The 26,368-nt window shown below is 70.3% G+C and carries 17 protein-coding genes; 12 read left to right on the top strand and 5 right to left on the bottom strand.

Going from position 1 to position 26,368, the window contains the following annotated elements:
• Positions 1 to 21: 21 nt before the first annotated feature.
• From ABH935_RS25190 to ABH935_RS25180, 3 genes are read right to left on the bottom strand one after another with little or no spacing between them, the layout of a single operon-like run.
• Positions 22 to 3,972 (bottom strand): hypothetical protein, encoded by a 3,951-nt coding sequence (locus tag ABH935_RS25190; RefSeq protein ID WP_370380389.1) that lies wholly within the window; start codon positions 3,970 to 3,972, stop codon positions 22 to 24.
• Positions 3,969 to 5,849, bottom strand: a complete 1,881-nt coding sequence (locus ABH935_RS25185; RefSeq protein WP_370380388.1) for an HSP90 family protein — start codon at positions 5,847 to 5,849, stop codon at positions 3,969 to 3,971. The genes ABH935_RS25190 and ABH935_RS25185 overlap by 4 nt, the downstream gene beginning before the upstream one ends.
• A gap of 11 nt (positions 5,850 to 5,860) precedes the next feature.
• The gene (locus ABH935_RS25180) at positions 5,861 to 6,925 is read right to left on the bottom strand and encodes a hypothetical protein (RefSeq protein ID WP_370380387.1); all 1,065 of its coding nucleotides are present in this window, start codon (positions 6,923 to 6,925) and stop codon (positions 5,861 to 5,863) included.
• 332 nt (positions 6,926 to 7,257) lie between these two features.
• Between ABH935_RS25180 and ABH935_RS25175 the strand changes: the two genes are divergently transcribed.
• The gene (locus ABH935_RS25175; RefSeq protein WP_370380386.1) at positions 7,258 to 8,757 is read left to right on the top strand and encodes a glycoside hydrolase; all 1,500 of its coding nucleotides are present in this window, start codon (positions 7,258 to 7,260) and stop codon (positions 8,755 to 8,757) included.
• A gap of 63 nt (positions 8,758 to 8,820) precedes the next feature.
• On the opposite strand, the gene recQ is transcribed toward ABH935_RS25175, so the two are convergent.
• Positions 8,821 to 10,770 (bottom strand): DNA helicase RecQ, encoded by a 1,950-nt coding sequence (gene recQ, locus ABH935_RS25170; RefSeq protein WP_370380385.1) that lies wholly within the window; start codon positions 10,768 to 10,770, stop codon positions 8,821 to 8,823.
• Between the two features lie 58 nt (positions 10,771 to 10,828).
• Positions 10,829 to 11,638 (bottom strand): SDR family oxidoreductase, encoded by an 810-nt coding sequence (locus tag ABH935_RS25165; RefSeq protein ID WP_370380384.1) that lies wholly within the window; start codon positions 11,636 to 11,638, stop codon positions 10,829 to 10,831.
• A gap of 94 nt (positions 11,639 to 11,732) precedes the next feature.
• Between ABH935_RS25165 and ABH935_RS25160 the strand changes: the two genes are divergently transcribed.
• The 11 genes from ABH935_RS25160 to ABH935_RS25110 all read left to right on the top strand — a co-directional run bounded on the left by ABH935_RS25160 (position 11,733) and on the right by ABH935_RS25110 (position 26,367).
• Positions 11,733 to 12,101 carry a MerR family transcriptional regulator gene (locus ABH935_RS25160; RefSeq protein ID WP_370355648.1) on the top strand — a complete coding sequence of 123 codons (369 nt, stop codon included), beginning with the start codon at positions 11,733 to 11,735 and terminating at the stop codon, positions 12,099 to 12,101.
• A gap of 94 nt (positions 12,102 to 12,195) precedes the next feature.
• On the top strand, positions 12,196 to 13,047 hold the full coding sequence (locus ABH935_RS25155) for a hypothetical protein (RefSeq protein WP_370380383.1): 852 nt from the start codon (positions 12,196 to 12,198) through the stop codon (positions 13,045 to 13,047).
• Between the two features lie 197 nt (positions 13,048 to 13,244).
• Complete coding sequence (locus ABH935_RS25150; RefSeq protein ID WP_370380382.1) at positions 13,245 to 14,243, top strand: LacI family DNA-binding transcriptional regulator; 999 nt, start codon at positions 13,245 to 13,247, stop codon at positions 14,241 to 14,243.
• 151 nt (positions 14,244 to 14,394) lie between these two features.
• Positions 14,395 to 15,708, top strand: coding sequence for an ABC transporter substrate-binding protein (locus ABH935_RS25145; protein WP_370380381.1), 1,314 nt, complete (start codon positions 14,395 to 14,397; stop codon positions 15,706 to 15,708).
• A complete protein-coding gene (locus ABH935_RS25140; RefSeq protein WP_370380380.1) occupies positions 15,684 to 16,436 on the top strand; it encodes a ThuA domain-containing protein in 753 nt (250 codons plus the stop codon). The genes ABH935_RS25145 and ABH935_RS25140 overlap by 25 nt, the downstream gene beginning before the upstream one ends.
• Positions 16,433 to 17,482, top strand: coding sequence for a Gfo/Idh/MocA family protein (locus ABH935_RS25135; protein WP_370380379.1), 1,050 nt, complete (start codon positions 16,433 to 16,435; stop codon positions 17,480 to 17,482). Before ABH935_RS25140 ends, ABH935_RS25135 begins: the two co-directional genes overlap by 4 nt.
• 33 nt (positions 17,483 to 17,515) lie before the next feature.
• On the top strand, positions 17,516 to 19,885 hold the full coding sequence (locus ABH935_RS25130) for a hypothetical protein (RefSeq protein WP_370380378.1): 2,370 nt from the start codon (positions 17,516 to 17,518) through the stop codon (positions 19,883 to 19,885).
• Positions 19,875 to 22,334 (top strand): glycoside hydrolase family 95-like protein, encoded by a 2,460-nt coding sequence (locus tag ABH935_RS25125; protein WP_370380377.1) that lies wholly within the window; start codon positions 19,875 to 19,877, stop codon positions 22,332 to 22,334. The genes ABH935_RS25130 and ABH935_RS25125 overlap by 11 nt, the downstream gene beginning before the upstream one ends.
• The gene (locus ABH935_RS25120) at positions 22,331 to 23,278 is read left to right on the top strand and encodes a carbohydrate ABC transporter permease (RefSeq protein ID WP_370380376.1); all 948 of its coding nucleotides are present in this window, start codon (positions 22,331 to 22,333) and stop codon (positions 23,276 to 23,278) included. Before ABH935_RS25125 ends, ABH935_RS25120 begins: the two co-directional genes overlap by 4 nt.
• Before the next feature lie 83 nt (positions 23,279 to 23,361).
• Positions 23,362 to 24,159, top strand: a complete 798-nt coding sequence (locus tag ABH935_RS25115) for a carbohydrate ABC transporter permease (protein WP_370380525.1) — start codon at positions 23,362 to 23,364, stop codon at positions 24,157 to 24,159.
• 9 nt (positions 24,160 to 24,168) lie between these two features.
• The gene (locus ABH935_RS25110; RefSeq protein ID WP_370380375.1) at positions 24,169 to 26,367 is read left to right on the top strand and encodes an alpha-galactosidase; all 2,199 of its coding nucleotides are present in this window, start codon (positions 24,169 to 24,171) and stop codon (positions 26,365 to 26,367) included.
• Position 26,368: the final 1 nt, after the last annotated feature.

Raw genomic sequence — 26,368 nt, 5'->3', positions numbered from 1 at the left:
AGCCCTTCCCGTCTTCTATTTCTATCTCAGCGCGTCGCGGAGTTTGCGCAGAGTCGCGACGCCGTCGGTATGCCCGGCGACCTCGGCGTCGGCGATGGCCTGGTCGAGCCGGGCTTTCGCGGCGTCCTCCCGATCCAGCGACCGGTACTCGATGACCGCGGCCTGCCGAATCGCGTCGAACCGCGGCGGGATCCCCGAGAAGCCGGGCCGGTCGTACAACATCGAGGCGCGCTCCAACTGCTCGATCGCCTCCTCCGGCCGACCAGCGGCGTTGAGCACCCACCCCCGCGTGTAGCAGGTCTGGGCCTCATCGACCTCGACGCTCAAGAACTGCGTCCGCGACTGTTCCGCGAAGTCGACCCGCATCCGATCAGCCTCCGCGAGATACCCGAGCGCGTCATCAGCACCCTCGACCCCGAACGCGTTGATGCTCTCCCCAGCCATGTCCCGCAAAGCCTCAGTCATGTCCGGAATCCGCGGCGCCACCAGATTCGACGCGACAGCCCGCGCCCAAGCGGCCCGAGCCCCCTCCCAATTCCGCGCCAGCGCCAAAGCCCCCGCCGCCTCAGCCGCCGCCGCAGTCAGCCGACTCGCATCCGGCCACCCATCAACCGCATCCGCGACATGCAAGAACTCCACCGCCGCCGCCCGCGGCTCATCCAGCGCCAGCAACCCCCGCGCCAAATCAGACCGCACCTGCACCATGAGCATGTCAGCACGCGTGGGGTGCTTGAAGGGCCTCGGCGCCGGAGCGGGCGCGGGGGCGGCATGCGCTGCCTGATCGCGGCCAGCCAGTTCGCCAGCATTCTCGGCGCTCGTGTCAGCCGGACCACCGAGAGCATCGGTGCTCGCGGCTGCGGTGCTCGGCTCGGTGTCGGGCTGGCTCGCATCGGCCAAGGCGGCCGGGTCGCCGGCAGCCCCACCGCTCGTGCCCGCAGCAGCCGGACCAGCGACAGCGTCCGCGCTCGTGGTCGCGGTGCCCAGCTCGGTGCCGGGTTGGCCCGCGTCGGCGGCAGCCGGGGCGCCAGCAACCTCGCTGCTCGTGTCGGCCGGAGCAGCGACAGCGTCGGCGCTTGCGGTCGTGGCACTCGATTCGGCGCCGGGTTGGCTCGCGTCGGCGGCAGCCGGACTGCCGAGTGCATCGACGCTTGCGGCCGCGATGCTCGGCTCGGTGTCGGATTGGCTCGCATAGGCCAAGGCGGCCGGGTCGCCGACAGCCTCGCCGCTCGTGTCAGCGGTAGCCCGACCGCCGAATGCTTCGGTGCTCGTAGTCGCGGTGCCCGGTTCGGTGCTGGGTTGGTTCGCGTCGGCGGCAGCCGGAGCAGCGACTGCGTCGGCGCTCGCGGTCGTGGCACTCGGCTCGGTGCCGCGCTGGCTCGCATCGGCGGCAGCCGGGTCGCCAGCAACCTCGCCGCTCGTGTCGGCCGGAGCAGCGACTGCGTCGGCGCTCGCGGTCGTGGCGCTCGGTTCGGCGCCGCGCTGGCTCGCATCGGCGGCAGCCGGGTCGCCAGCAACCTCGCTGCTCGTGTCGGCCGGAGCAGCGACTGCGTCGGCGCTCGCGGTCGTGGCGCTCGGCTCGGCGCCGGGCTGGCTCGCATCGGCCAAAGCAGCCTCGCCGTCGGCGATCTCGCCGACCGAGTCCGCGCTGTCCGGCTCGGCTCCGGCAACCGGCTTGCTCAGCGCGGCATCCGCACCGCGCCCCGCATACCCGCCGTCCCCTCGCAGCGGCGTCTCCACCAGCGTCTCCAGCACCGCGACCGCGTCCGCCGTCTGCCCTTGCGCCGCCAGCGCGTTGCTCATCCGCCAGCGTGACTCCACCGCGCCGAAGGCGTCGCCCTCGCGGTCGAGACGTACCGCCGCCTCGGCGAAGGCGCGTACTGCCGTCGCCGGTTCGCCGCCGTGTAGCGCTGTCTCCGCGAGCAGGCGGTACAGCGGCGTCAGCTCGTCGGCGTCGACCGCTGGGTGCGCCTCGGTGATGCCCGTCTGTAGGACCTGCATCGCTTCGGCGTGGCGGTCCTGCCCTGCCAGTGCGAGGCCTACCAGCATGCGCGAGCGGTGCAGTCGCCATGGCCAGCCCAGGTCTGTGAAGATCTGCAGTGCGTGCCGGGCCAGTGGCTCCGCGGCCTTCGGGTCGTCGTGCGTGGCGTCGTACTCCGCGACCGCTTCCAGCACCAGTGCCAGGCGCTGCGGCGCGTCGAATCCGCTGCCCTCGCGTACCATCCGGTCCGTCTCCGCGCGGAAGACGCCCAGCCAGCGCTCTGCGTCCGCCGGGTCGGCGGCGCGCATCGCCGCGTTGCGTGCCGCGAACACCCGGCTTTGGTGCACCACCAGCTTCTGCACCTGCGCGTCCGCGAGGTTCGGCCCGAGGTCGCCGGCGGCCAGCAGGGCGTCGATCCGTTGCAGCAGCGCGTTCAGCTCCGGCCACGTCTCCTCGGCGGCCGCCGACGCATCAGTGTCCTGATCCCCGCGCGTCGCCTTGCTCCACTGCACCCGCGCCGCCGACGCGATCGCGCGGTCCGGACGTCCCGCGCGCTCGTAGCACTCCGCCGCCTCCGTGAAGTGCCTGTTGACCGCGTCCCAGTCCCGCTCCTGGTGCGCGCGCGACGCCCGCTCCGTCGCGATCTCGGCGCGCAGCACGTCGTCCACCTTGTCCGCGTCCGGTCCCGCCGCCCGCTCCAGCAGCACGTCCCACAGCCGCCGCGAATCCGGGTGGAACTGCCGGTCCAGCAGCAGCGCCTCGGCCACCAGCGCGTCGAAGTCGTCGGGGATCGGTGTCTCAGGCACCTGCGATGCTGAGAGCAGCATGGCCGATCCGGCCGCGGGCACCACCAGCGGCGTCGCAGTACCCTCCGAACCCTCCAACGCCGCCGCGCGCACGCCCAGGTTCAGTTCGGCGACCAGCGGTTCGAGCGCCAGCTGCGCGGCGCGCCGCCCCGATACCGACGTGTTCCCGTTCCGCGCGTCGAACCGCGCGGCCAGCGCGTCCGCGTCGGCCGCGACCGACGTCAGCAGCTCCGCGACCGTCCACTCCCGCCCCAGCGGCCCGCCGCACGGCGTGTCGCCGTGCCCGACTGCCGCCAGCCGGCGCAGCAGCACCTCGACGCGCGTCAGGAAGCCCAGTCGGCCCAGCGGCGCCGCCGTGAAGCCGAACAGCGCCCGGTTCTGCGCCAGCAGCTCCAGCCCGCGCGCCTCGTTCCCGGTCAGCGCGCAGAACTCCAGGTGCCGCCCGACCTCGGCCAGGTACGCCTCGCGCCCCCGCACCGCCCGGTACGCGCTCAGGTGCGCCCCGCGCGCCTCGTCCGTGCGCCCCAGCCGGACCAGCGGCAGCAGCGCCGAGGACTGGCTCGCGTGCGGCTCCTCGTCGCAGGTGCTGCGGCCGTCCAGCGTGGCCTCCAGCTCGGCCATCCCGATCTCGTCCTCGCCGCGCCCGAAGTGGTACTCGGCGCGCGCCCGGGCTTCGCAGGCCTCGCAGTCGCTCATCCGCGTCCGGCCGCGCGTGGCCCACAGCTCGTAGGCCAGCTCCTCGCCCTCGCCGATGTGCTGCGCGAGGAAGTGCAGCTGCCCGTACACCGGCTGCAGCCCGTAGTCGGCGGCCTCGTAGCGCTTGCGCATCTCGGCGATCCAGCCGCGGATGGCGGCCAGCGGCACGTCCGGGGTCCCGAGCAGCCCGGACCCGACCCACTTGAAGTACCAGAAGACGCGGTGCGCCTCCCAGTCGTCGAACGCCTTCGGGTTCCGGTCCCACAGCCGCAGCAGCCGCGCGAACACCACCGGGTACTTCACCCGCTCGCCGCTGCCGCGGTACGCGCTCATCAGCTCGACCAGTGCGGTCGCGGTGACCTCGTCGTCGCCGAACGCCTCGGCCTCGTCCGCGATCTCCTCGGCGATCGCCGCCTTGGCCCGGCCGTCGGCCCGGTCGCGGTTCTCGCGCAGGGCGCCGAAGAACTCCTCCTTCGTGCCGAACCCGCTCACGCATCCCCCAGCGTGTCAGAGGCCTTGTCCGCCGCGGAGCTGCGGCCTTCGCCGGAACCGGCCGCGGCCGCCGCGAACTCCAGCAGCCCGATGAACGACCGGTTCAGCAGCGCGTGGTCCGCCGGCCGCAGCGGACGCCGCGACAACAGCAGCGCCTGCCCGTACAGCGCCTCGATCGCGGTCTCCGACAGCCCCGCGTCCGCGATGTCCGCGATCTTGCGGATCAGGGGGTTGAGATGGTTGACGATCAGCTGCGCGCGCGGCGCCGACGACCCCAGCGACCCCAGGATCCCGGCCCACAGCTCGTCGGCGTCGGCCGACAGCTCCGCGCGCCGCCGCTCGTGCCGCGCCTCGCGGTTGTCGACCAGCATCGCCGGCACGCCGACCGGCTGGAACGAGCGCAGCGCGACATCGGTGTCGAACTTGTCGCACACCGCCCGGGCCCGCGCCAGGAACGCCGCCGCGGCCAGCTCCGCCGCCGGGTCCACGGTGTCCAGGTGCGCGCTGACCGTCTCCGGGTCCAGGTCCGCGACCGTGACCCCGGGCCGGACCTCCGGCAGCCGGTGCACCAGCTCCCGGTCATACACGTAGCCGCCGTTGACGACGCCCAGCCCGGCCGAGGCCGCGATCGGCGCGACCTGCCGGAACTCCTCGACGCTGGAGGTCACCAGCACCACCGGGTGCGCGCGGGCGAACTCGTCCAGGCTGACGTTGCCGTCCGTGGTCTCGAACGGCAGCCACGGCAGCAGCAGCGCCAGCAGCCGGTCGTCGTAGCGGGCCAGCGCCTTGACCGCCAGGTGGTGCACGTCGATGAAGCGCCGCAGCAGCGTCAGGTCCGAGGCCGCCAGCCCCACCAGCCATTCGCGGATCCGCTCGCCGATCGCGTCGCGGACCGCTGCCAGCGTCTCGTCCTCGTACAGGGACTCGCGCGAGGCCGTGGGCCGCAGGCCGGTGGTGTCCACGACGCAGGACACGAAGAAGGCCCAGTCCGGGACCAGTTCCTGCGCCGAGTCCGACAGCAGCATGCCCTTGAGGTGGACGCGGTGGCCCGAGCGCTTCGTCGGGTGCACCGGCGTGGGCAGCACGAACGCCACGCCCTTGAGCCCGACCAGCGGCAGGTCCAGGTCGATGGTGTCCAGCGGGGTGAAGTCGAACGTCGACTTCGCGTACCCGGCCAGGGCCTCGCGCCGGGCCAGCGGCGAGCCGTAGTGTCGGTCCCAGACCGGCGGCGTGTCGTTGACCTTGCTGACGTCGCCGAACCGGTCGACGATCTCCACGTCGTAGCGCAGCAGCGAACCGAAGTGCCGGGCCAGCCGCAGCACCCGGTTCGGCTCCAGCCACTCGCTGCCGTCGGCACGCGGCACCAGGGTGACCGTGGTGCCCGGCGCGACCTCCTGATCCGCCGGCAGGGTCCTGATCTGGTACGTGCCGTCGCTGCGGCCGCGCCACTCCACGGCCGGCGCGGCGGTGTCGCGGGCGCTGCGCGAGACCACGGTGATCTCGTCGGCCACCACGAAGCAGGCGAGCAGGCCGATGCCGAACTGGCCGATGAAGTCCTGGCGGGCCGCGGACAGGTCCAGGCCGCCGTCCTCGGCGCGCTTGGAGGAGCGGCCGATGGTGGCCAGGAAGGTGTGCACGTCGGCCTCGGTCAGCCCGACGCCGGAGTCCTCGACCTGGATGCCGCCGCCGACGCCGGTGCGGATGCGGATCTGCGCCGGGGCGGTGGGGTCGAGCATGCGGCGCGCCGTGATGGCGTCCACGGCGTTCTGCATCAGTTCCCGCAGATACACCTTGGGGGAGGAGTAGAGGTGGTGCGAGAGCAGGTCGACCAGTCCGCGCAGGTCGACTTGGAAGGTGTGGCCGGGTTCGGTGCTCACGTGTGGCTCCCCTACTTCTTTCGCTTCTTGACGCAGTCCTGCCGTGCCATCGCGAACACCCGCTCGGGGTCGCCGCGATACCGCCACGGGGCCTTGGTGGCGTGGTCCCCGATCCGCTCGAACAACCGGCTCGCGGTCTCCTTGTCGTCCGCGAGCCAGAAGGCCATCGCGAAGGTGTTCAGCGCGATGTACGGGGAGGACGTCGGGGCGAAGGCCGGGTGGAACACCGAGGCCTCCGCGGCCTGGTGGAGTTCCTTGAGGACCATCGCGTCCCGGATGTAGACGTCGTCGGGGCCCTGCTCCAGGTCCAGCCAGTGCTCCAGGTGGGCCTGCGCGACGAGTTCGCCGAGGCCGCTGCCGGGCGGGGCCGCGTCGAAGGTCTTCGTGGCGAACGCGTGCATCTCCTCGTGCGAGCCGCCCCACTTCGCGCAGAGCTGCTGCAGCATCTGGCGGTGCAGCCCGACGTGTTCCGGGGCGCGCTTGATCCCGGCCTGGAACCGGCGGCGGGTGATGCCGGCGCCGTGCTCCAGCCCGCGGCTGGTGACGCACAGCGTGTACCAGGGCGCGGCGCCGGCCGGATCGAGCTCGACCGCGGTGTACAGGTACTCCTCGGCGACCCGCAGCCGCTCATGGAAGACCCGGAACTGCTCCTCCGACACCTGCGTGGCGCGGTAACCGGTGCGCGCCTCCCAGGCCCACGCCGAATGCCGGGCGCCGGCCACGCTCAGCGCCAGCGGATCGCCGGGCAGCTGCTCGGGCAGCTTGAGCAGGAAGTCGCCGCCGAGGTCCTCGACGTTGGCGATGAGGAAGGTGAGCCGCTCGAAGTCGCCGCGCTCCCGCACCGGCCGCAGGATCGCCTCCATGCCCGGCCAGTCGGCCACCCGCGCGGCCTGGCGCAGCACCGCGAGCTCCGGATCACCGTACGAGCGGTCGATCGGCACCGGCTTCACGGCCGCGGCCTCCACCGCACGCCCGGGCCGCCCCGGCTGCCCGGCGCTCCGCTTGCCCCGCTGCCCGCCGTACCCCTTGGACAACCCGCGGATGACGGAAGCGGCGGCCACGGCGGCAATCGTCATGGCCGGGATACTCGACGTCAAAGTGTGATCCCCTCGATCCCCTCCGTTGGCCCGGTCCGGCGCGGTTCACGGCCCGGCACGGCTACCGTAGCCGACCGGACCGTCACTGCGGTAACCGGTTCCGTGGCTGCGCCGCAGGTCAGCTATCCGTCTTGGGGATCGGGACGAGACGGTTCGGGGCGCTTGAAGAACTGGTGTGCGGATCGCGTCTGGTCAGGTCTTCGGGCGACTGCGGGCGCGGGAGTTCTCAGGAATTTGTCATTCCAAGGGGCTCCGGAACCGACTGCACCACATCTCTTTCGCAACCCCGCCAAATCTGTAGCCTGACACCCGTGGCCGAAAACAGTATGCGCCGTCGCACCTTCGTCGCCGCCTCCGCAACGACCGCCGCCTCCGCCGCCGCGTTCAGCACCCTCGGGGTGTCCGCCGCGAACGCCGACTACACCACCACCGTCAACCCCGGCACCTCGTGGGGCACGTGGGAGGGCTGGGGCACGTCGCTCGCCTGGTGGGCCAAGGCCTTCGGGAACCGGGACGACCTCGCCGACATCTTCTTCACGCTCAACTCCGCGCCCTACAACGGCGGCACGTTGCCGGGCCTCGGCCTGAACATCGTGCGCTACAACGCCGGGGCCTGTAGCTGGAACTCCATCGGCGGCACCACGATGGTCAAGGGCGCCGCGGTGCAGTCCACGCGGCAGATGGAGGGCTACTGGCTCGACTGGTACTCCCAGGATCCGGCCTCCGCCAGCTGGAACTGGTACGTCGACGCCCCGCAGCGCAACATGCTCTGGAAGGCGCGCGACCGGGGCGTCAACCACTTCGAGCTCTTCTCCAACTCGCCGATGTGGTGGATGTGCTACAACCACAACCCCTCCGGCTCCGCCGACGGGACGTCGGACAACCTCCAGTCCTGGAACTACCAGCAGCACGCCGTGTACCTCGCCACGATCGCCAAGTACGCGCACGACAACTGGGGCTTCCAGTTCACCTCCGTCGAGGCCTTCAACGAGCCGATCTCCAACTGGTGGAAGGCTGACAGCAGCTCGCAGGAGGGCTGCCACTTCAACGTCTCGACGCAGGCGACCGTCATCAACTACCTGCGTGCCGAGCTCAACAGCCGCGGCCTCACCGGGACCCCGGTCGCCTCTTCCGACGAGAACACCTACGACGAGGCCACCGCGACGTTCCAGGGCCTGGGGAGCAACGCGCAGGGCCACGTCGGGAAGATCAACACCCACGGCTACCAGTACGGAGGCGGCCGCCGCGACCTCCTCTACGACGCCGCGAAGTCGGCCGGCAAGGTCCTGTGGAACTCCGAGTACGGCGAGGGCGACGCCTCGGGCATGTCCCTCGCGAGCAACCTGAACCTCGACCTCACCTGGCTGCACCCGACCGCCTGGGTCTACTGGCAGGTCCTCGACGGCGGCGGCTGGGGCGCCATCCAGTGCGACGAGGCCGCCGGCACCACCGGCGCCGTCAACCCCAAGTACTACGTCCTGGCGCAGTACACCCGGCACATCCGCCCCGGAATGCGGCTCATCGACAGCGGCGACCACAACTCGGTCGCCGCCTACGACCCGGTGAACCACAAGCTGGTGATCGTGTGCACCAACTACGGCACCGCGCAGTGGATCAACTTCGACCTCTCGAAGTTCACCACCGTCACCGGCTCCGGCGGCAACGGCCTGGTCGGCCGCTGGGCCACGCAGACCGCCGGCGGTGACGCGTACACGTACCACGCCGACACGTTCCTGCACGGCAAGGTGTTCTGGTCGTGGTTCACCACGAACACCGTCCAGTCGTTCGAGATCGACGGGGTCTATCTGTAGCTGACCGCAGCTACCGGCTACCGGCTACCGGCTACCTGTAGCCGGCTAGCCGGTAGCCGGACCTCACTCAGGAGGGAAGTAGTCCCCGGGCTCCTCCTCCGGGTAATCCTCCGGAGGCTCCTCGAAATCGAGCTCGGCCGGAGGCTCGGCCGGCGCCGCCCGCCCGGGCCGGTCGAGCGCCTCGGCGAGCGTGTCCAGAATCTCCTGCCCGTACTTGGCCAGCTTGTTCTCGCCGACCCCGCTGATCGTCCCGAGCTGCTGAAGCGACGTCGGCGCCTGCGCGGCGATCTGCCGCAGCGTCGCGTCGTGGAAGATGACGTACGCCGGGACGCCCTGCTCCTTCGCCGACTGCCCGCGCCACGCGCGCAGCTTCTCGAAGACCGGCTTCGCCTCCTCGCTCAGGTCCTCGACCGCCGCGGCCGCCGCCCGCGACTGCTTCGGCGCCCGCGCCGCCTTCGCCGGCTCCCGCCGCATCAGCACCTTGCGATCCCCGCGCAGCACCGCGCCGCTCTCCGGCGTCAGCGCCAGCGTGCTGTAGTCCCCCTCGACCATCAGCATGCCCTGCGCCAACAGCTGCCGCACCACGCCCCGCCACTCGCCCTCGGACAGTTCCGTGCCGATCCCGAAGACGCTGAGCTGATCGTGGCTGAACTGTGAGACCTTCTGCGTCTGCTTGCCGAGCAGGATGTCGATCGACTGGCCGGCTCCGAACCGCTGCCGGCGCTCGTTCTTGAGCCGGTAGACCGTGGACAGCAGCTTCTGCGCGGCGACCGTGCCGTCCCAGGACTCCGGCGGGTTCAGGCAGGTGTCGCAGTTGCCGCAGGGCTCGCCGGACTGGCCGAAGTAGTTGAGCAGCTGGACCCGGCGGCACTCGATGGTCTCGCAGAGCGCGAGCATGGCGTCCAGGTGCGCGGTGAGCTGCCTGCGGTAGGTGTCGTCGCCGTCCGAGGAGGCGATCATCTTGCGCTGCTGGACCACGTCCTGCAGGCCGTACGCCAGCCAGGCCGTCGACGGCAGCCCGTCCCGCCCGGCGCGGCCGGTCTCCTGGTAGTAGCCCTCGACCGACTTCGGCAGGTCCAGATGCGCCACGAAGCGGACGTCGGGCTTGTCGATCCCCATGCCGAACGCGATCGTGGCGACGATGACCAGGCCGTCCTCGCGCAGGAAGCGGGACTGCGTCCGCGCGCGGGTGCCGGCGTCCAGCCCCGCGTGGTAGGCGAGCGCGGAGATCCCGTTGTTCGACAAGAACTGCGCGGTCTTCTCCGTCGAGGCGCGCGACAGGCAGTAGACGATGCCGGCGTCGCCCTGGTGCTCGGTGCGCAGCAGCTCCAGCAGCTGCTTGTTCGGCTCGGCCTTCGGCACGATGCGGTACTGGATGTTCGGCCGGTCGAACCCGGCGACGAAGTGCTTGGCGCCGCCCAGGTTCAGCCGCTCGGCGATCTCCCGGTGCGTGGCCTGCGTGGCGGTGGCGGTGAGCGCGATGCGCGGCACGTCCGGCCAGCGCTCGTGCAGCATCGACAGGTTGAGGTAGTCGGGCCGGAAGTCGTGGCCCCACTGCGAGACGCAGTGCGCCTCGTCGATCGCGAACAGCGAGATCTTGCCCCGGTCCAGCAGCTGCAGCGTGGACTCCGAGCGCAGCCGCTCCGGCGCGAGGTAGAGCAGGTCCAGCTCGCCGGCCAGGAACATCTGCTCGACGAACCGGCGCTGGTCCGGATCCTGCGTGGAGTTCAGGAAGCCCGCGCGCACCCCGACCGCGGTGAGCGCGTCGACCTGGTCCTGCATCAGCGCGATCAGCGGCGAGACGACCACCCCGACCCCCGGCCGCACCAGCGCCGGGATCTGGTAGCACAGCGACTTCCCGCCGCCGGTGGCCATCAGCACCAGCGCGTCGCCGCCGCCGATGACGTGCTCCACGATCTCTTGTTGCGCCCCGCGGAACGAGTCGTAGCCGAAGACGCGCCGCAGGACGTCGTCCGCGTCGGTCACCGTATGCGCCGTTTCGGGAGGAGCCATGCGAGAAGTCTACGGAGGTGGACGGGGGCCGGGGCGGGAGGTTGGGTGTTTTGCCAGGTCAGCGTCCCGGAGTCGGCGCCATCAGCGGCAGCAGCCGATCCCACATCCGGTTCGGCAGCAGATCGTGCAGCCCGAGCATCACGTGCGCGACGGTGCCGACGCGGTACCGCGCTCGCGGACGGCGCGCGGTGGCGGCCCGCACGATGGTGCGCGCGACCCCGTCCGGAGCCAGCGGCATCGGATTGCGGCTCAGCCGATCGACGACCTCGGCGGTGAAGGCGGCGTAGGGGCCTTCCGGCCGGCCGTGCAGGAAAGTGCGGCGCTCGGCCTCCGCGAACGCGGTATCGACACCGCCGGGCTGGACCACGCTCACCCCGATGCCGAACGGCTTCAGCTCCTGCCGCAGCGCCTGACTCATCGACTCCAGTGCGTGCTTGCTCATGGCGTAGGCGCCCATGCCGGGAAACGTGACGAGCCCGGCGACCGAGCTGACATTGACGATCCGGCCGTGTCCTCGCCGCCGCATGCCCGGCGCGACCAGTTGCACGACCCGGAGCGCGCCGAGCACGTTCACCTCGAACTGCCGGCGCAGCGCCGCCAACGGCAGTTCCTCCATCGGACCGCCCTGGGAGATCCCTGCGGCGTTGACCACGATGTCGATGTCGGCGGCCTCCTCGATCGCGTCAACGAGGTCTGATTCGCTCGTGACGTCCAGCCGCACCGGCCGGCATCCCATCGCGACGAGCGCGTCCACCGCGGCGGGGTCGCGATAGCCGGCCAGGACGGTCGCGCCGTCGGCGCGGAACCGCTGCGCGACCGCACGGCCGACGCCTCCGCTCGCACCCGTGACCAGCACTGTCTGCGTCATATGTCCTCCCACGTTCGCGTATCCGAGCTCTGCGTCGCGAGCGTAGACTTTGGAGCGTGCTCCAAGGTCAAGCCGGACGACGGCATACATCGCCGTGCTGATCCGCGACATCGCCGCGCTGGTCGGCGTGAGCACCGACACCGTGCGCTACTACGAGCGCGAAGGTCTGCTCGACGACCGCCACGTCACCCGCGCCCCGAACGGTTACCGCACGTACGGCGACGCCGCCGTGCAGCGCCTCCGTCTCCTGCTCCAAGCCCGCGCCACCGGCATGACGATCGCCGAAACGCGGACGCTGGCCGCCGCCTTCGACGACGGCAGCCTCACCCCGGAGCGGCAGCTGGAGTTCCTCAGGGACAAGCTCGCGCGCCTGGACCGCCAGGCCCGCGAGGTCAACGCGGCCCGCAGGGCGCTCGCCGCGAAGATCGCGCAGCTCCAGGCACGCGACGCACGGGATGGTTAAGGGTCATATCAAGGGTATGCGAACCCATTTCCTGCGGTTAACCTCACCGTGACCGCACATCCATGCCAAAACACTGAGTTGGGAGCAATTCAGCATGCGCATGAACAGGAACGGGCGAATCGCCGCAGCAGCCGTCCTCATGGCCGCGGGCCTGGTCGGCGCCACCGCGAGCACCGGAGCGGCCTCGGCCGGCTCGCAGCGCGCGGGGACGTACACGGCCGCCAGAGCGGCTCAGGCCGGCGAGAACATGGAGTACGGCGGCGGGCCCGTGCAGCTGCATCCCAAGGTGTACCTGGTGTTCTGGGGATCGCAGTGGAAGAGCGACACCAACGGGATACCGGCCTACCTGACCAAGGTGTTCAACGGGCTCGGGACCAGTTCGGACAACTGGTCGACCATCACCTCGCAGTACACCGACTCCAGCGGGCAGGGCCCGACGTTCAGCGGTGCGGTCCTGGGCGGCGTGTGGATGGACAACGCCAAGGCCGAGCCGACCAACCCCAGCGCCAACGCCGTGGCGAACGAGGGCAACCGGGGTGCCTCGCACTTCGGGGTCTCGGGCAACGGCGATGCGCAGATCGTCGTGCTCAGCGCGCACGGCACGCACCCCGACGGCTGGCCGAGCTCCGGTTTCTGCGCCTACCACGACTACTCCGGCTCCGTCTCCTACACCAACATGCCCTACCAGCTCGACGCCCCGGCCGGCAGCCGGTGCCCGAACAACCTGCTGGGCAACAAGCTGAGCGCGTTCAGCATCGTCGAGGGGCACGAATACGCCGAGTCGATCACCGACCCGCAGGCCGGCAACGGCTGGGTGGCGCCGAACGGCGAGGAGATTGGCGACCAGTGTGAGGCCAACTTCCAGAACGTGACGCTGTCCACCGGCACTTTCCCGATGCAGCCGATCTGGAGCAACAACGCCAACGGGTGCGTCATCCACAACTGAGCCGCCCTGCTCCCTGCCGTCCCGCTGCTCCACCGAACCGGCCTCCGCATCGAGTACGGTGAAGGTGGGGCGGCGGCGTCCCGATCACGTGCACTCGGCGTCCCCGCTTCGGGGGCGCCGTTCCTTCGCGTCCGGAGCGGGCGGCCGGTGCCGGTGGTTCGGGCGTGGAGTTCCGCTGGCGGCAGGAGGCGACCTTCTTGAACGATTCCCCGGAGTCCCGGGTCAAGCGCGCGACCATCGAGGACGTGGCGAGACTGGCCGGGGTGTCGCGGCAGACGGTTTCGCGCGCGGTCAACGACAAGGCGGAGATCGACGCCGAGACCAAGCGGCGGGTGCTGGACGCCGCGCGGAGCCTGAACTACCGGCCCAGCCGGTTCGCGCGCGGGCTGATCCGGCAGGACACCACCACGCTCGGGCTGATCATCTCCGACATCGGGAACCCGTTCTTCCCCGAGCTGGCGTCCGGGGTGTTGCGGGCCGCGCAGGCGCGGGACTGGCAGGTCGTGCTCTACGACACCGGCGAAGACCCGGAGCGCGAGGTGCTGGCGCTGTCGACGCTTGCCGACCAGGCCGACGTCGGCGCCGGCTTCCTCACCTCGCCGGCGGTGTTCGCGCACGCCGTGAAGCTCGGCGTGCCCTTCGCCGTCCTGGACCCCGGCTGGGACGCCGGTGCCGCGCCGGGCGTGGGCATCGACATCGCCGGCGGCGTCCGGCTCGCCGTGGAGCACCTGGCCGCGGCCGGCCACCGGCGCGTCGGCATGATCGACGGCGCCGCCGATCCGCGCGACAAGCGGCGGACCAGCTTCCTGGCCATCGCCGGGGAACTCGGGCTGGACGTCGGCGAGGACGACGTCGAAAGCGCGCCCCGGACGGTCGAAGGCGGTGCGGACGCGGTGCGAGCGCTGTTGGCGCGCAGGCCGGACATCACCGCCGCCTTCGCCTACAACGACGTTCTGGCGGTCGGCGCGGTACGGGGGCTGAAGGCCGCCGGACTGAGAGTGCCCGAGGACTTCGCGGTGATCGGCTTCGACGGTCTGCCGTTGGGGGAGTTGGTCGAGCCGCCGATCACCTCCGTCCACGTCGACATCCGGCGGATGGGCGAACTGGCCGTCGCCGCGGCAGCGGAACTCCTGGCCGGCCGCACGCCGGAGCCTGTGGTCGTCGTTCCCGAACTGCGGGTGCGCGGCTCGGCGTGAATCAGTCATCGGGCTCTCCGGTGACGGCCGAGTAACAGAAATTCGGTAACGACCCTTGACGAGAGGGTGTGACCGGGACCACTCTACGTTCCGTGAGCGCTCCCGTGAGCGCTCACGGACCCCCCTCATCCCCGAGTCCGGGAGGCAGCGGATGTTCCCACGTCGACTCCGAGCACCGTCTTCTGTAAAGGCCCTGGTCGCGCTGACGGTGCTGGCGCTGTCCGCCTGCTCCGCGGCCGGCGGCAACTCCTCCTCCAGCTCCGGCGGCGGAGACACCAACACCATCACGTTCCTGACCTTCGAGACCCCGAACCTCACCCCGGCCTATTGGGACGCGGCCATCAAGCGCGTCACCGATCAGTACCCGGGCATGAAGGTCAAGCGCCTCGTCTCCCCGACCGCCGACCGGACCAGCTACGCCAAGCAGCTCAAGGCCTCCGGTCAGTTTCCAGACGTGATGATCGCGGTCACCCCCACCGGCTTCGCGCAGGCCGGCGACCTCTACGCCTGGCAGCCCAGCGAGCTCACCAGCTTCGAGGTGCCCGACGGCGGCGCGATCGGCGGCAAGGTCTATCAGCTCCCTGCGAACACCCAGACCATCCCGATGGTCTACTACCGCAAGTCGATGTTCGCCAAGGCCGGCATCACCGGCACGCCGACCACCTACCAGCAGCTCCTGGACGACTCGGCCAAGCTCAAGACCGCCGGCCTCCTGCCGTTCCAGGTCGGCGGCGGCTCCGACGCCTTCGCCGCGGTCCTGCCGCTGTCCGCCACCGTCGCCACCCAGGTCTACCGCCAGGATCCGAACTGGCTCGTCGACCGGCACACCGACAAGGTGAAGTTCTCCGACCCGGACTTCGTCGACGCCCTGCAGCGGGTCGGCGACCTGGCGTCCAAGGGCTACATCGACCGCGCGGGCCTGTCGCGCAACTACGCCGACAGCCAGAAGGCGTTCCTGGACGGCAGCGGCGCGATGTACCCGATGGGCATCTGGTTCGCCTCGGCCGCCGACGCCAGCCCGATCAAGGCCGACCTCGGCGTGTTCGCCTGGCCCACCGACGACGGCAAGGTCGTCATGCCCGCCTACACCGGCGGCGGCCTGGAGGTCAGCGCGCACGCCAAGAACCTGGACCTGGCCAAGAAGTTCGCCCTGGCCTTCCAGCTGGACAAGTCGAACCTCGACAACAACGTGCTCAGTGACGCGCTCTTCCCGGCGATCAAGGGCTACACCCCGCCGACCACCACCGGCCCGGTGTTCAACGAGTCCTACCAGCTGTACCAGCAGGCCCAGCAGACCGGCACGGTCGTGAAGGCCTTCAGCTGGGAGTCCGGCGACGACGCGCTGCTGCCCGGGATGGTCGACGTCGTCTACGGCGCCGTCGAGGACGTGATGCTCGGCCGGAAGTCCGCCAAGGACGCCGCGTCCTACCTGGACTCCGAGTGGGCGAAGCAGGCGTCGAGCTGATGCGCGTCCTGGTCTTCAACGAGAACCACCACGAACTCACCCGCCCCGAGATCGCCGAGCGCTACCCGCTCGGCATCCACGGCACCATCGCCGCCGCGCTCGAAGACCGTCTCGGGCCCGCGGCCGACGTCACGACCGCGACCCAGGACCAGCCCGGCTACGGCCTGACCCCCGCGGCCGTCGAGGACACCGACGTCCTGGTCTGGTGGAGCCACCTGCTGCACGCCGAGATGGACGACGAGACCGTGGACCGCGTCCGCCGCCGCGTCCTGGACGGCATGGGCCTGGTGGTCCTGCACTCCGGCGCCGGCTCGAAGCTGTTCACCTCGCTCATGGGCACCAGCTGCGACCGCCGCTGGCGGCACGGCGAGGACCGGCACCTGGTGTGGACCGTCAAGCCCGGCCACCCGGTCGCCGCCGGCATCCCGCAGCCGCTGGTGATCCCGCACGACGAGATGTACGGCGAGCCCTTCGACATCCCCGACCCGGACGAACTGGTATTCCTGTCCTCCTTCAGCGGCGGCGAGGTGTTCCGCAGCGGCGCCTGCTTCACCCGCGGCGCCGGCCGCATCTTCTACTTCGGCGCCGGCGACCAGGAATGCCCGGTCTACCACCAGAAGGAGGTCCAGGACGTGATCGCCAACGCCGTGCGCTGGGCGGCCCCGACCGGTCCGATCGGCAAGCACTTCGTGGACGCGCCCTCGCCGCTCGGGTGGTGGGAACGGTGAGCGGATTCGCCACGGTCACCACACCCGGACCGCTGCGCGCGGTCATCGTCGGCGCCGGCTTCATGGGCCGGAACTGGGCCCGCGAGATCGCCCGGCAGCCCGACACCGAACTCGTCGGCTGGGTCGACCTGGACCCCGAGGCGCTGCGGGAGGCGGTGAAGGAGGCCGGACCGGACGGCACCAGCGACATCACGACCGGCACCGATCTGGTCGCCCTGCTCACCGATCTCGCCCCGGACATCGTCTTCAACAGCGCCCCACCGGCCGCGCACCGTACGGTCACCACCTCAGCCCTCGAACACGGCTGCGCGGTCCTGTCTGAGAAGCCGATGGCCATGACGCTCGCCGAAGCCCGCCAACTGGTCGCGGTCTCGGAACGCACCGGCCGGCTGCTCGCCGTCACCCAGGACCGGCGCCAGCTCTCCGGCACCCGCGCCCTGAAGGACGCGGCCCGCCGCCTGGCCCCGCTCACCCGGCTCGAAATCGACTTCCGCCTCCCGCACCGCGCCGGCCCCTACGTCCATCTGTGGGACGAGCCGCTGCTGCGCGAGATGGCCATTCACCTGTTCGACGCGGCGCGCGCCGTCACCGGTGCGGACGCGCGATCAGTGTTCTGCACCGCCTACCGCACGCCGTGGTCCTGGTACCCCGGCAACGACTCCGCCGAGGCCCTGTTCCAGATGGACGACGGCCTGCACTTCGCCTTCACCGGCTGCTGGACCGCGCGCTCGGACTTCACGTCCTGGACCGGCCGCTGGTACCTGGAAGGCGCCGGCGGCTCGGCGACCTGGGACGGCCTCGGCGCACCGGTGCTCACCCCGGCCCGCGACGAGGGAGAGCCCGAGCCGCCGTCCGAGACGCTGCCGGTCGAGCCGCAGTCCCCTGAGTTCCCCGGCCTGGCCGAGGTGCTGGCCGGATTCGTCCACGCCCTGCGCACCGGCGAGGCCCCGGACGGCGAGTGCCACGACAACCTCCGCAGCCTGGCCATGGTTGAGGCGGCCGTCGCCTCCTCGCAGTTCGCCCAACCCGTCGTCGTCGAGAACTGAGATCCCGCAACGCGCTTTGAAGGGAGAACAGCCATGACCTCCATCAGCCGACGCGCCGTGCTCGCCGCTACCGCCGGGGCCGGTGCGTCCACCATCGCCGGCGTCACCTTCGCCCCTCCTGCTTTCGCCGACACTGATTGCCGACCCGGGACCGGGGTGCGCTGGTCGGACGTGAAGCGCCAACTGGCCGCGGTGAACCCGCAGGTGAGCGCACCGATCCAGAAGGTCGTCACGAACAAGTACTCGCCGGGCATGTTGCTGGGCAACGGCGACATCGGCGTGGTGGTCGGGGATTCCTCGGCCACGCAACAGAGCTTCCACTTCGGCAAGAGCGACTTCTGGGGCAACAACCGCAAGACCACGAACCCGCTCGTCTGGCAGAACTCGATCCTGCCGGTCGGTGCGCTCACGGTCTCGGTGCCGGGTGCCACCGCGGCGGCCACCGGCTACTCGATGGTCACCGACATCGGGAGCGCACAGGTCACGACCGTGCTGCCGCTCGTGAACGGCACGCTGACCCTCACCTCCTGGACCGCCGACCACGACAACGTCCTGGTCACCGAGATCTCTTCGGCTCACGGCGACCCCGACCTCACTCTGAGCGCCGGCGTGGTGCTGCCAGACGATCCGGCCTATCCGTCGGCGGCCGGAGCGACCGGAAGCGCCCTATGGCTGACGCGGCAGAACAACGCCGTCGGTTATGGCGACGTCAGCTACAAGGCGTCTGTCGCCTCGGCCACGGTCGTCATGGCTGGCGCCCTCACTGCCACGAGCTCGACGACCACCACCGCGAACGGCACCTTCGTCCTTCCCGGCGGTGGCAAAGCCGTCCTCCTGACGGCATTCCGCTCGAACGGCCAGGACCTCTCCGATCCGACCCCGGCGCCAACCCCCGACAACCTGCGCGACCAGGCGATAGCGGCGGTGATGTCGATCCGCGACCGCTGGCTGCGCGAAGCACGCGCCACACATCGTGCCTTCTGGACCGATTTCTGGACCCGGTCCAGCGTCGTGCTCGGCGACTCGCAGCTGGAAGCCTTCTACTTCAACGCGCAGTACGTCCTGGGCAGCGCGACCCGCGTCGGCGTCCACAACCCGCCGTCGCTGTGGGCCGCCTGGACCACCAACGACACCCCGAACTGGGGCGGCCGCTACTTCCTGAACTACAACGAGGAAGCCCTGTACTACGGCGCCTTCTCCTCGAACCACGCCGAGCTGTCCGAGCCCTACCGGCGGATGATCCTCAACGAGGTCGCCTGGCAGCGCAACACCACGCACAACGCGGGGTATCAGGGCACGGCGTTCCAGCGCAGCCTGCCGCCGTTCCACCTCTACCAGACGCCTCCGGCGCCGGTCCCGGTCGCGGCGGCCAAGGACTACAAGAAGCTCCCCGCCGACCAGAAGTCCAACGGCACGTTCGGTGCCCTCCCGCTGATCTGGCATTGGGAGTACACCCGCGACCGGGACTACCTCCGCGACGAGCTCTACCCGCTGCTGAAGGAACTCGACGCGTTCTGGCGCGACTTCGCGGTGTGGGACGGCACGCGCTGGGTCTTCCAGCACACCTCCGCCCACGAGGGCGGTGACGACACCAACCCGAACCTGGACCTCGGGTTCGCGCGCAAGGTCGTCAACACCCTGCTGGAGACGTCCGCCGTCCTCGGCGTCGATGCCGAGCTGCGTCCGGTCTGGCGGGACTTCCTCGCGAAACTGAGCGCCTACCCGACCGGCACGTACAACGGCGTCACGGTCTTCTTCACCGGCGAGGTCATCAACAACCCGGGGGTACCGAACACCTTCGAGCCCGGCAACCAGCCGATCAACATGGAAGGCGTCATCTTCCCCGGCGAGCAGTGCTCGGTCGGCGGCGACCCGATGCTGCTGCAGTACGCCGTCAATTCCCTGACACAGATGAACTCCTGGGGCGTGACCCCCGGCGGCAACTCCAACAACGGCTTCTGCAAGGAGTTCGTCATCGCCGCGCGCGTCGGCTGGCCGACCGAAGACCTGCTGCAGAAGCTCAAGGCGTCCGTCGCCTACCTGTGGCGACCCAGCAACAACACGGTCTTCCAGGGCGGCGGCGGGGTCGAGACCACCGGCACCACCGAGGCGCTGAACTCGATGCTGATGCAGAGCGAGGACGGCGTGATCCGAGTCTTCCCGTGCTGGCCGGCGGCCCGTGACGCGTCGTTCACGCTGCTGGCCAAGGGCGGATTCCTGGTCAGTTCCGAGCAGCGCCGGGGAGTGGTCGACCACATCCGGCTGCGCAGCCAGGCCGGTGGCGACGTCACGGTCCAGCTGCCGTGGAAGTCCGGATCGGGCGGCCGGGTCACGTTCCGCACCGTCGCCGGCCGCACCTACAACATCACTCCGAAGGGAAGGTGGGACGAAGATGCGCAGTGACAAGTACCCGCTCGTCGGTCGGCGCGCGGTGCTCGGGGGTGCGGCAGCCGGGGTCGGCGCGGTCCTGCTGGGCTCCGCTGCGGAAACGGCCGACGCGACCGGCGCAGCCATCGCGGTCGGGGCGACCGGTGCGGCCGGACCTGCCGCAGCTACACCGGCCGCCACCGGCATCAGCTGGCCCGCCGTCCAGACTCAGCTCGCCGCCGTGAACCCGCAGGTCACCAAGCCGATCTCGGGCGTCGTCACGAACAAGTACACGCCGGGCATGTTGCTCGGCAACGGAGACCTCGGCGTCGTGGTCGGCGACTCCTCAGCCACGCAGCAGACCTTCTCCCTCGGCAAGAGCGACTTCTGGGGCAGCAACCGCAAGACGACCAGCCCGGTCTCGTGGCAGGCCTCGATCCTGCCGATCGGGAAGCTGACGGTGGCGGCGTCCGGGGCGAGCGCGGCGTCCAGCGGCTACGCGATGACCACGGATCTGGCCGGGGCGACGGTCACGACCGTGCTCGCGCTGTCGAACGCCACGGTCACCATGAAGTCCTGGACCGCAGACAACGACAGTGTCCTGATCACCCAGCTGTCGTCCAAGGCGGGCAGCTCCTCGGTCAGCCTGACGGCGACCGTCACGCTTCCGGTCGACTCGGCCTATCCGTCCGGTTCGGGTGCGCTGAACAGTACCCAGCTTTGGCTGACCCGGCAGAACAACACCTCCGGCAACGGCAACGTCAGCATGCAGGCCACCGCGGCCTCCGCGACGCAGCTTGTGGGCGGCAAGTTCACCAAGACCAGCACCTCGAAGACGTCCTCGCAGACCTCTGCGACCGGCACCTTCACGCTGGCCGGCGGCGCGACGGCCACGCTCGTGACGGCCGTCCGCTCGCACGCGCAGGACGTCTCCGACTCGTCCACCGCCCCGACCCCGACGCAGCTCCGCGATCAAGCGGTCACCGCCTCCGGCGCGATCGATGCGGCGTGGATCACCGGCGCCGCGAGCACGCACGCCGCGTTCTGGCAGGACTTCTGGACGCGGTCCAACATCGTCGTCGGCGACTCCCAGCTGGAGACGTACTACTTCAACGCGCTGTACGTGCTCGGCAGCGCGACCCGCACCGGCGCTCCCAACCCGCCGTCGCTGTGGGGCCAGTGGCTCACCAACGACACCCCGAGCTGGGGCGGTCGCTACTTCCTGAACTACAACGAGGAGGCGCTGTACTACGGAGCCTTCTCCTCGAACCACGCGGACCTCTCGGAGCCCTACCGCCGCCTGATCTACAACGAAGTTCCCTGGCAGCGGAACACGACGCACGGCGCGGGATATCAGGGCACGGCGTTCCAGCGAAGCCTGGCACCGTTCCACTTGTACGAGACCGCTCCCTCGACGGTCCCGGTCGCGTCCAAGAAGGACTACACGAAGCTGCCCGCCGACCAGAAGTCCAACGCCACCTTCGCGGCGTTGCCGCTGATCTGGCACTGGGAGTACACCCGCGACACCACCTACCTCCAGACGCAGCTGTATCCGCTGTTGAAGGAGCTGGACGCGTTCTGGCGCGACTTCGCGGTCTTCGACGGCAAGCGTTATGTGTTCCAGCACTCGTCGGCCCACGAAGGCGGCGACGACACCAACCCGAACCTGGACCTCGGCTTCGCGCGCAAGGTCATCAACACGCTGCTGGAGACCTCGGCGATCCTCGGCGTGGACGCGAACATGCAGACCACGTGGCAGAGCTTCCTGGCCAAGCTCAGTGCCTACCCGACCGGGACCTACAACGGCGTCACGGTCTTCTACACCGCCGAGGTCATCAACAACCCGAGCCTGCCGAACAAGTTCGAGCCGGGGAACCAGCCGATCAACATGGAAGGCGTCATCTTCCCGGGCGAGCAGTGCTCGATCGGAGGTGACGCCAACCTGTTGCAGTACGCGATCAACTCCCTGACACAGATGAACTCCTGGGGCGTGACCTCCGGCGGCAACTCCAACAACGGGTTCCCCAAGGAGTTCCCCATCGCCGCGCGGGCCGGCTGGCCGGCCGAGGACCTGGTGCAGAAGTTCAAAGCCTCGATCGCGCACCTGTGGCGGTCGAGCAACGACACCGACTTCCAGGGCGGCGGCGGGATCGAGACGTCCGGGTCGATCGAGACGCTGAACTCGATGCTGATGCAGAGCGAGGCCGGCGCGATCCGGGTCTTCCCGTGCTGGCCGACCGCGCGCGACGCGTCGTTCACGCTGCTGGCCAAGGGCGCGTTCCTGGTGAGCAGCGCGATCAGCGGCGGCAAGGTGGCCTCGGTCGGCGTGACCAGCCAGACCGGCGGGAGTGTGACGCTGGTGCTCCCGTGGAACACCGGCTCGGCGACCGTCACCGCGAACGGATCCTCCGTCCCCGTCACCGTTTCCGCTGGTCGGGCCACGTTCGCCACCACGGCGGGCACCTCGTACAAGGTCACCCCATGACGGCACTGCAAGGCTCATTACCGGGCACACCGCAAGGTTCACCGCGGTCTGCACGGAAGTCCGCACGGAACCGGCGCGCGAACCTGGGGTACTTCCTCGGGTTCGGCGCGCCGGGGCTCCTGTTCTACGCGTGCTTCGTGTTCGCGCCGCTGGTCCTGAGCGTCGGCTACAGCTTCACCAACGCCGACGCGTTCCTGCCCAATACGAAGTTCACCGGTCTGCACAACTACGTGAAGCTGCTCGGCGATCCGGACTTCCGGATGCAGTTGCGGGTCACGACGATCCTGACGCTGATCATCGTGATCGTGCCGAACGTCGCGGGCCTGGCGATCGCGGTGCTGCTGAACCGGAACGGCCGGCTCTACCGCGCGCTGCGGACGGTGTTCTTCGTGCCGGTCGTGCTCAGCTCCGTGGTGGTGTCGGTGGTGTGGCAGGCCATGCTCACCGACGGCGGCTTGCTGGACACCGTGCTGGGGTCGATGGGGGTGCGGCATCCGCCGGGCTGGCTGTCCGATCCGTCGATCGCGCTCTACTCGGTGGGGTCGATCGCGAGCTGGCAGCTGCTCGGCTTCTGCACTGTCGTGTACCTCGCGGGGCTGCAAGGCGTGCCGGACGAGCTGTTGGAGGCGGCGGCGATCGACGGGGCCGGGCGCTGGACCAGGTTCCGGCGGGTCACCTGGCCGATGCTGGCACCGGCCCTGACCATCAACACCGTGATGCTGCTGATCACCGGCTTCAAGACCTACGACTACGTCCAGGTGATCACGCACGGCGGCCCCGGGACGGGGACCACGGCGACGGTCGCGTACGGCGTGATCCAGACCGGGTTCACCGAGAACAAGACCGGGCTGGCCTCGGCGATGGCGGTGCTGATGCTGCTCATCGTCGCGGTGGTGTCGAGCGTGGTGCTCCGGCTGCTGCAACGGCGGGAGGTGGAACTGTGACGGCGGTGGTCGAGAAGACAGAGCGTACTGTGCGGGAACAGTCCGCCCGCCGCGACGAGTCGCGGGCGCCGTGGGTGCGTCCGTTGGTCGCGCTGGTCGTCACGGCGGTGTTCGCGGTGCCGCTGTACCTGGTCGTGGTGAACGTGTTCAAGCCCGGCGGCCACATCACCGGCTCCCCGGCGTCGGTGCCGTGGCCGCCGACCCTGGGCAACCTGAAGGCGGCGCTGGACCGGCCGGACAACCTCTACTGGGACGGCCTGATCAACAGCGCCGAGATCACGACGGTCTCGATCGTCGTGCTGGCCGTTCTGTCCGCGATGCTCGGCCACTACCTGGCCCGCACCCGGAGCCGGTTCGCCCGCGTGACACTGCTGGTGCTGCTGGCCGGCCTGATGGTCCCGCCGCAGGTGATCCTGGTCCCGGTGGTGCGGATCCTGCGGCTGACGCACCTGATGGCGACGCTGACCGGGATGGTCGCGTTCAACGTCGGGTACTACATCCCCTTCGGGGTGTTCGTGTTCGCCGGCTTCATCCGCTCGATCCCGATCGAGCTGGAGGAGGCCGCCGCGCTGGACGGCGCCGGACGCTGGCGCACGTTCTGGACGGTCGTCTTCCCGCTGCTGCGGCCGGCGACGGCGAGCGTGCTGATCTTCCTCGGGGTGTGGATCTGGAACGACTTCCTGGATCCGCTGATCATCCTCGGGCCGGTCGGCGGGACCACGGTCACCGTCGGCGTCTACCGGGCCCTCGGCGAGCACCAGTCGAACTACGGCCAGCTGTTCGGCCTGATGTTCCTGGCGGCCTTGCCGGTGGTCGTCTTCTACTTCCTGTTGCAGAAGCACTTCGTCAAGGGCCTGACCGGCGGCGCGGTCAAGGGCTGAAAGGGAATCATGACGCTCATTCGGTCGATTCCCGGGGCTCGGGCCTGGGTCGTGACCGCCGGCCGGTCGTGCGCGGTGCTGCGGTTGGACGACCGCGACCGGCTGCTGTCGGCGCACTGGGGACGCGAGCTGGGGCTGGAACAGGCCGCGGCGCTGGTCGGGGCCTCGGTGCCGGTGCCCGCCGGCGCGGCGGCGCCCGGGTTCGGGGCCGTCGGGCACGGCGGCGCCTGGCCCTTCGAGGAGGACGTCGAGGGACCGCTGGAGCTGGCGGTCGGCGCGGCCTTCCAGTTCGGGCACGCGCAGCTGGCAGTGCGCTTCGCGGACGGGACGCGGGAACTGGAGCTGGAGTTCGTCTCGGCGCTCATTGAGAACTCTGATACCGACGACACTGATACCGAGGACGCGGCGGAGCTCGTCCTGAGCTTCGCCGACCGTCACTATCCACTGGCTGTGGAAAGCCGACACCGGGTTCGCAGGGGTAGCCCGGTGATCGAGCGGCGGCTGGTCCTGCGGCACACGGGATCGGCGGGCGAGGAGCACATCAGCATCCTGCGAGCCGACTCCGCGTCGTGGACGCTGCCGCCGCTGGCCGACTACCGGCTGAGCCAGGTGCGCGGCCGGTGGGCTGCGGAGACCCGGCTGCACAGGTCGTCGCCTCCGTTCGGCGAAACGCTGCTGACCAGCCGTCGCGGCATCACCGGCCACCACGCGAACCCGTGGGTCATGGTCGACGACGGCACCGCCGGCGCGACGCACGGCCAGGTCTTCGGATGTGCGCTGGCCTGGAGCGGGAGCTGGCAGATCACGGTCGAGCGCACGTCCGCCGACCGGACCGTCGTGGCGGCGGGCTTCGGGCCCGACGGCGCGATGTGGTCGCTGGCGCCCGGCGAGGCGCTGACCACGCCGGTCAGTGCGGGCCTCTGGTCGGACGGCGGGTTCGACGCGGCCTCGCAGGCCTGGCACGCGTACGTGCTGGACCACGTGCTGCCGCATCCGGAGGAGCTGCGGCCGGTCGTCTACAACTCGTGGGAGGCGACAGGATTCGACGTCTCCCTGGAGGGACAGCTGGCGCTGGCCCGGCAGGCGGCGGAGATCGGCGTCGAGTTGTTCGTCATGGACGACGGCTGGTTCGGCTCCCGGACCTCGGACCGGACCGGCCTGGGGGACTGGTGGCCCAATCCGGAACGCTTCCCCGACGGGCTCGCGCCGCTGGTCAAGGGCGTCCGTGAGCTGGGGATGGACTTCGGCTTGTGGGTCGAGCCGGAGATGGTGAATCCGAACTCTGATCTGTATCGCGAGCATCCCGACTGGGTGTTGCACCAACCCTTTCGGCAGCGCAGCGAGCACCGCAACCAGCTGGTGCTGAACCTGGCGCGGCCCGATGTCGCCGCCTGGGTCCACGAGTGGCTGGACCGGCTGATCGCCGAGAACGACATCGGCTTCCTCAAGTGGGACATGAATCGTCCCTTCACGGAAGTCGGATGGCCCGAGGCCGGCGACCGCGGCGGCGACCTCGTTTGGCGGAGGTACGTGGAGAACCTGTACGCCTTGCTGGACAAGCTTCGCGCCGATCACCCCGCACTCCGGATCGAGTCGTGCAGCGGCGGCGGAGGGCGGCTCGACGCCGGGATGCTGGCGCGCGTCGACCAGGTCTGGACGTCGGACAACACCGACGCGCTGGACCGGTTGGCGATCCAGGAGGGCTTCGCGCAGGTGTACCCGGCGCGGGTGATGTCGGCGTGGGTGACGGATTCGCCGAACCCGCACACCGGCCGGCGGATCCCGCTGGAGTTCCGGTTCCACGTCGCGATGTCCGGCGTGCTGGGGATCGGCGGCGACCTCGCGGAGTGGAGCGAGGAGGAACTGGGCACGGCGCACGAGATGGTGGCCGCTTACAAGCGGATCCGTCCCGTCGTGCAGCACGGCGCGCGATACGCGCACGGCAACGCTTCCGGAGATCTGAGCGGGGTCGAGTACGTCGCCGCGGACCGCTCGGAGGCGGTGGTGTTCGTCTACCGGCGCGAACGGCGGTTCGCGCAGATGGAGCGGCCGGTGGTGCTGCGCGGCGTCGATGCCGCCGGGCGGTACCGCGACGTCGGGAGCGGGATCGTGCACCACGGCGCGGTGTTGCTGAGCCGGGGACTTCCGATGGCGCTCGGCGGCGGGGACCCGGTCAGCACGATGGTGCACCTGGTGCGGGAAGGATGAG

Origin of the sequence: Catenulispora sp. GAS73, from assembly GCF_041262085.1 — a bacterium.
GTDB lineage: Bacteria > Actinomycetota > Actinomycetes > Streptomycetales > Catenulisporaceae > Catenulispora.
This window is presented reverse-complemented; position numbering and strand designations above follow the sequence as displayed.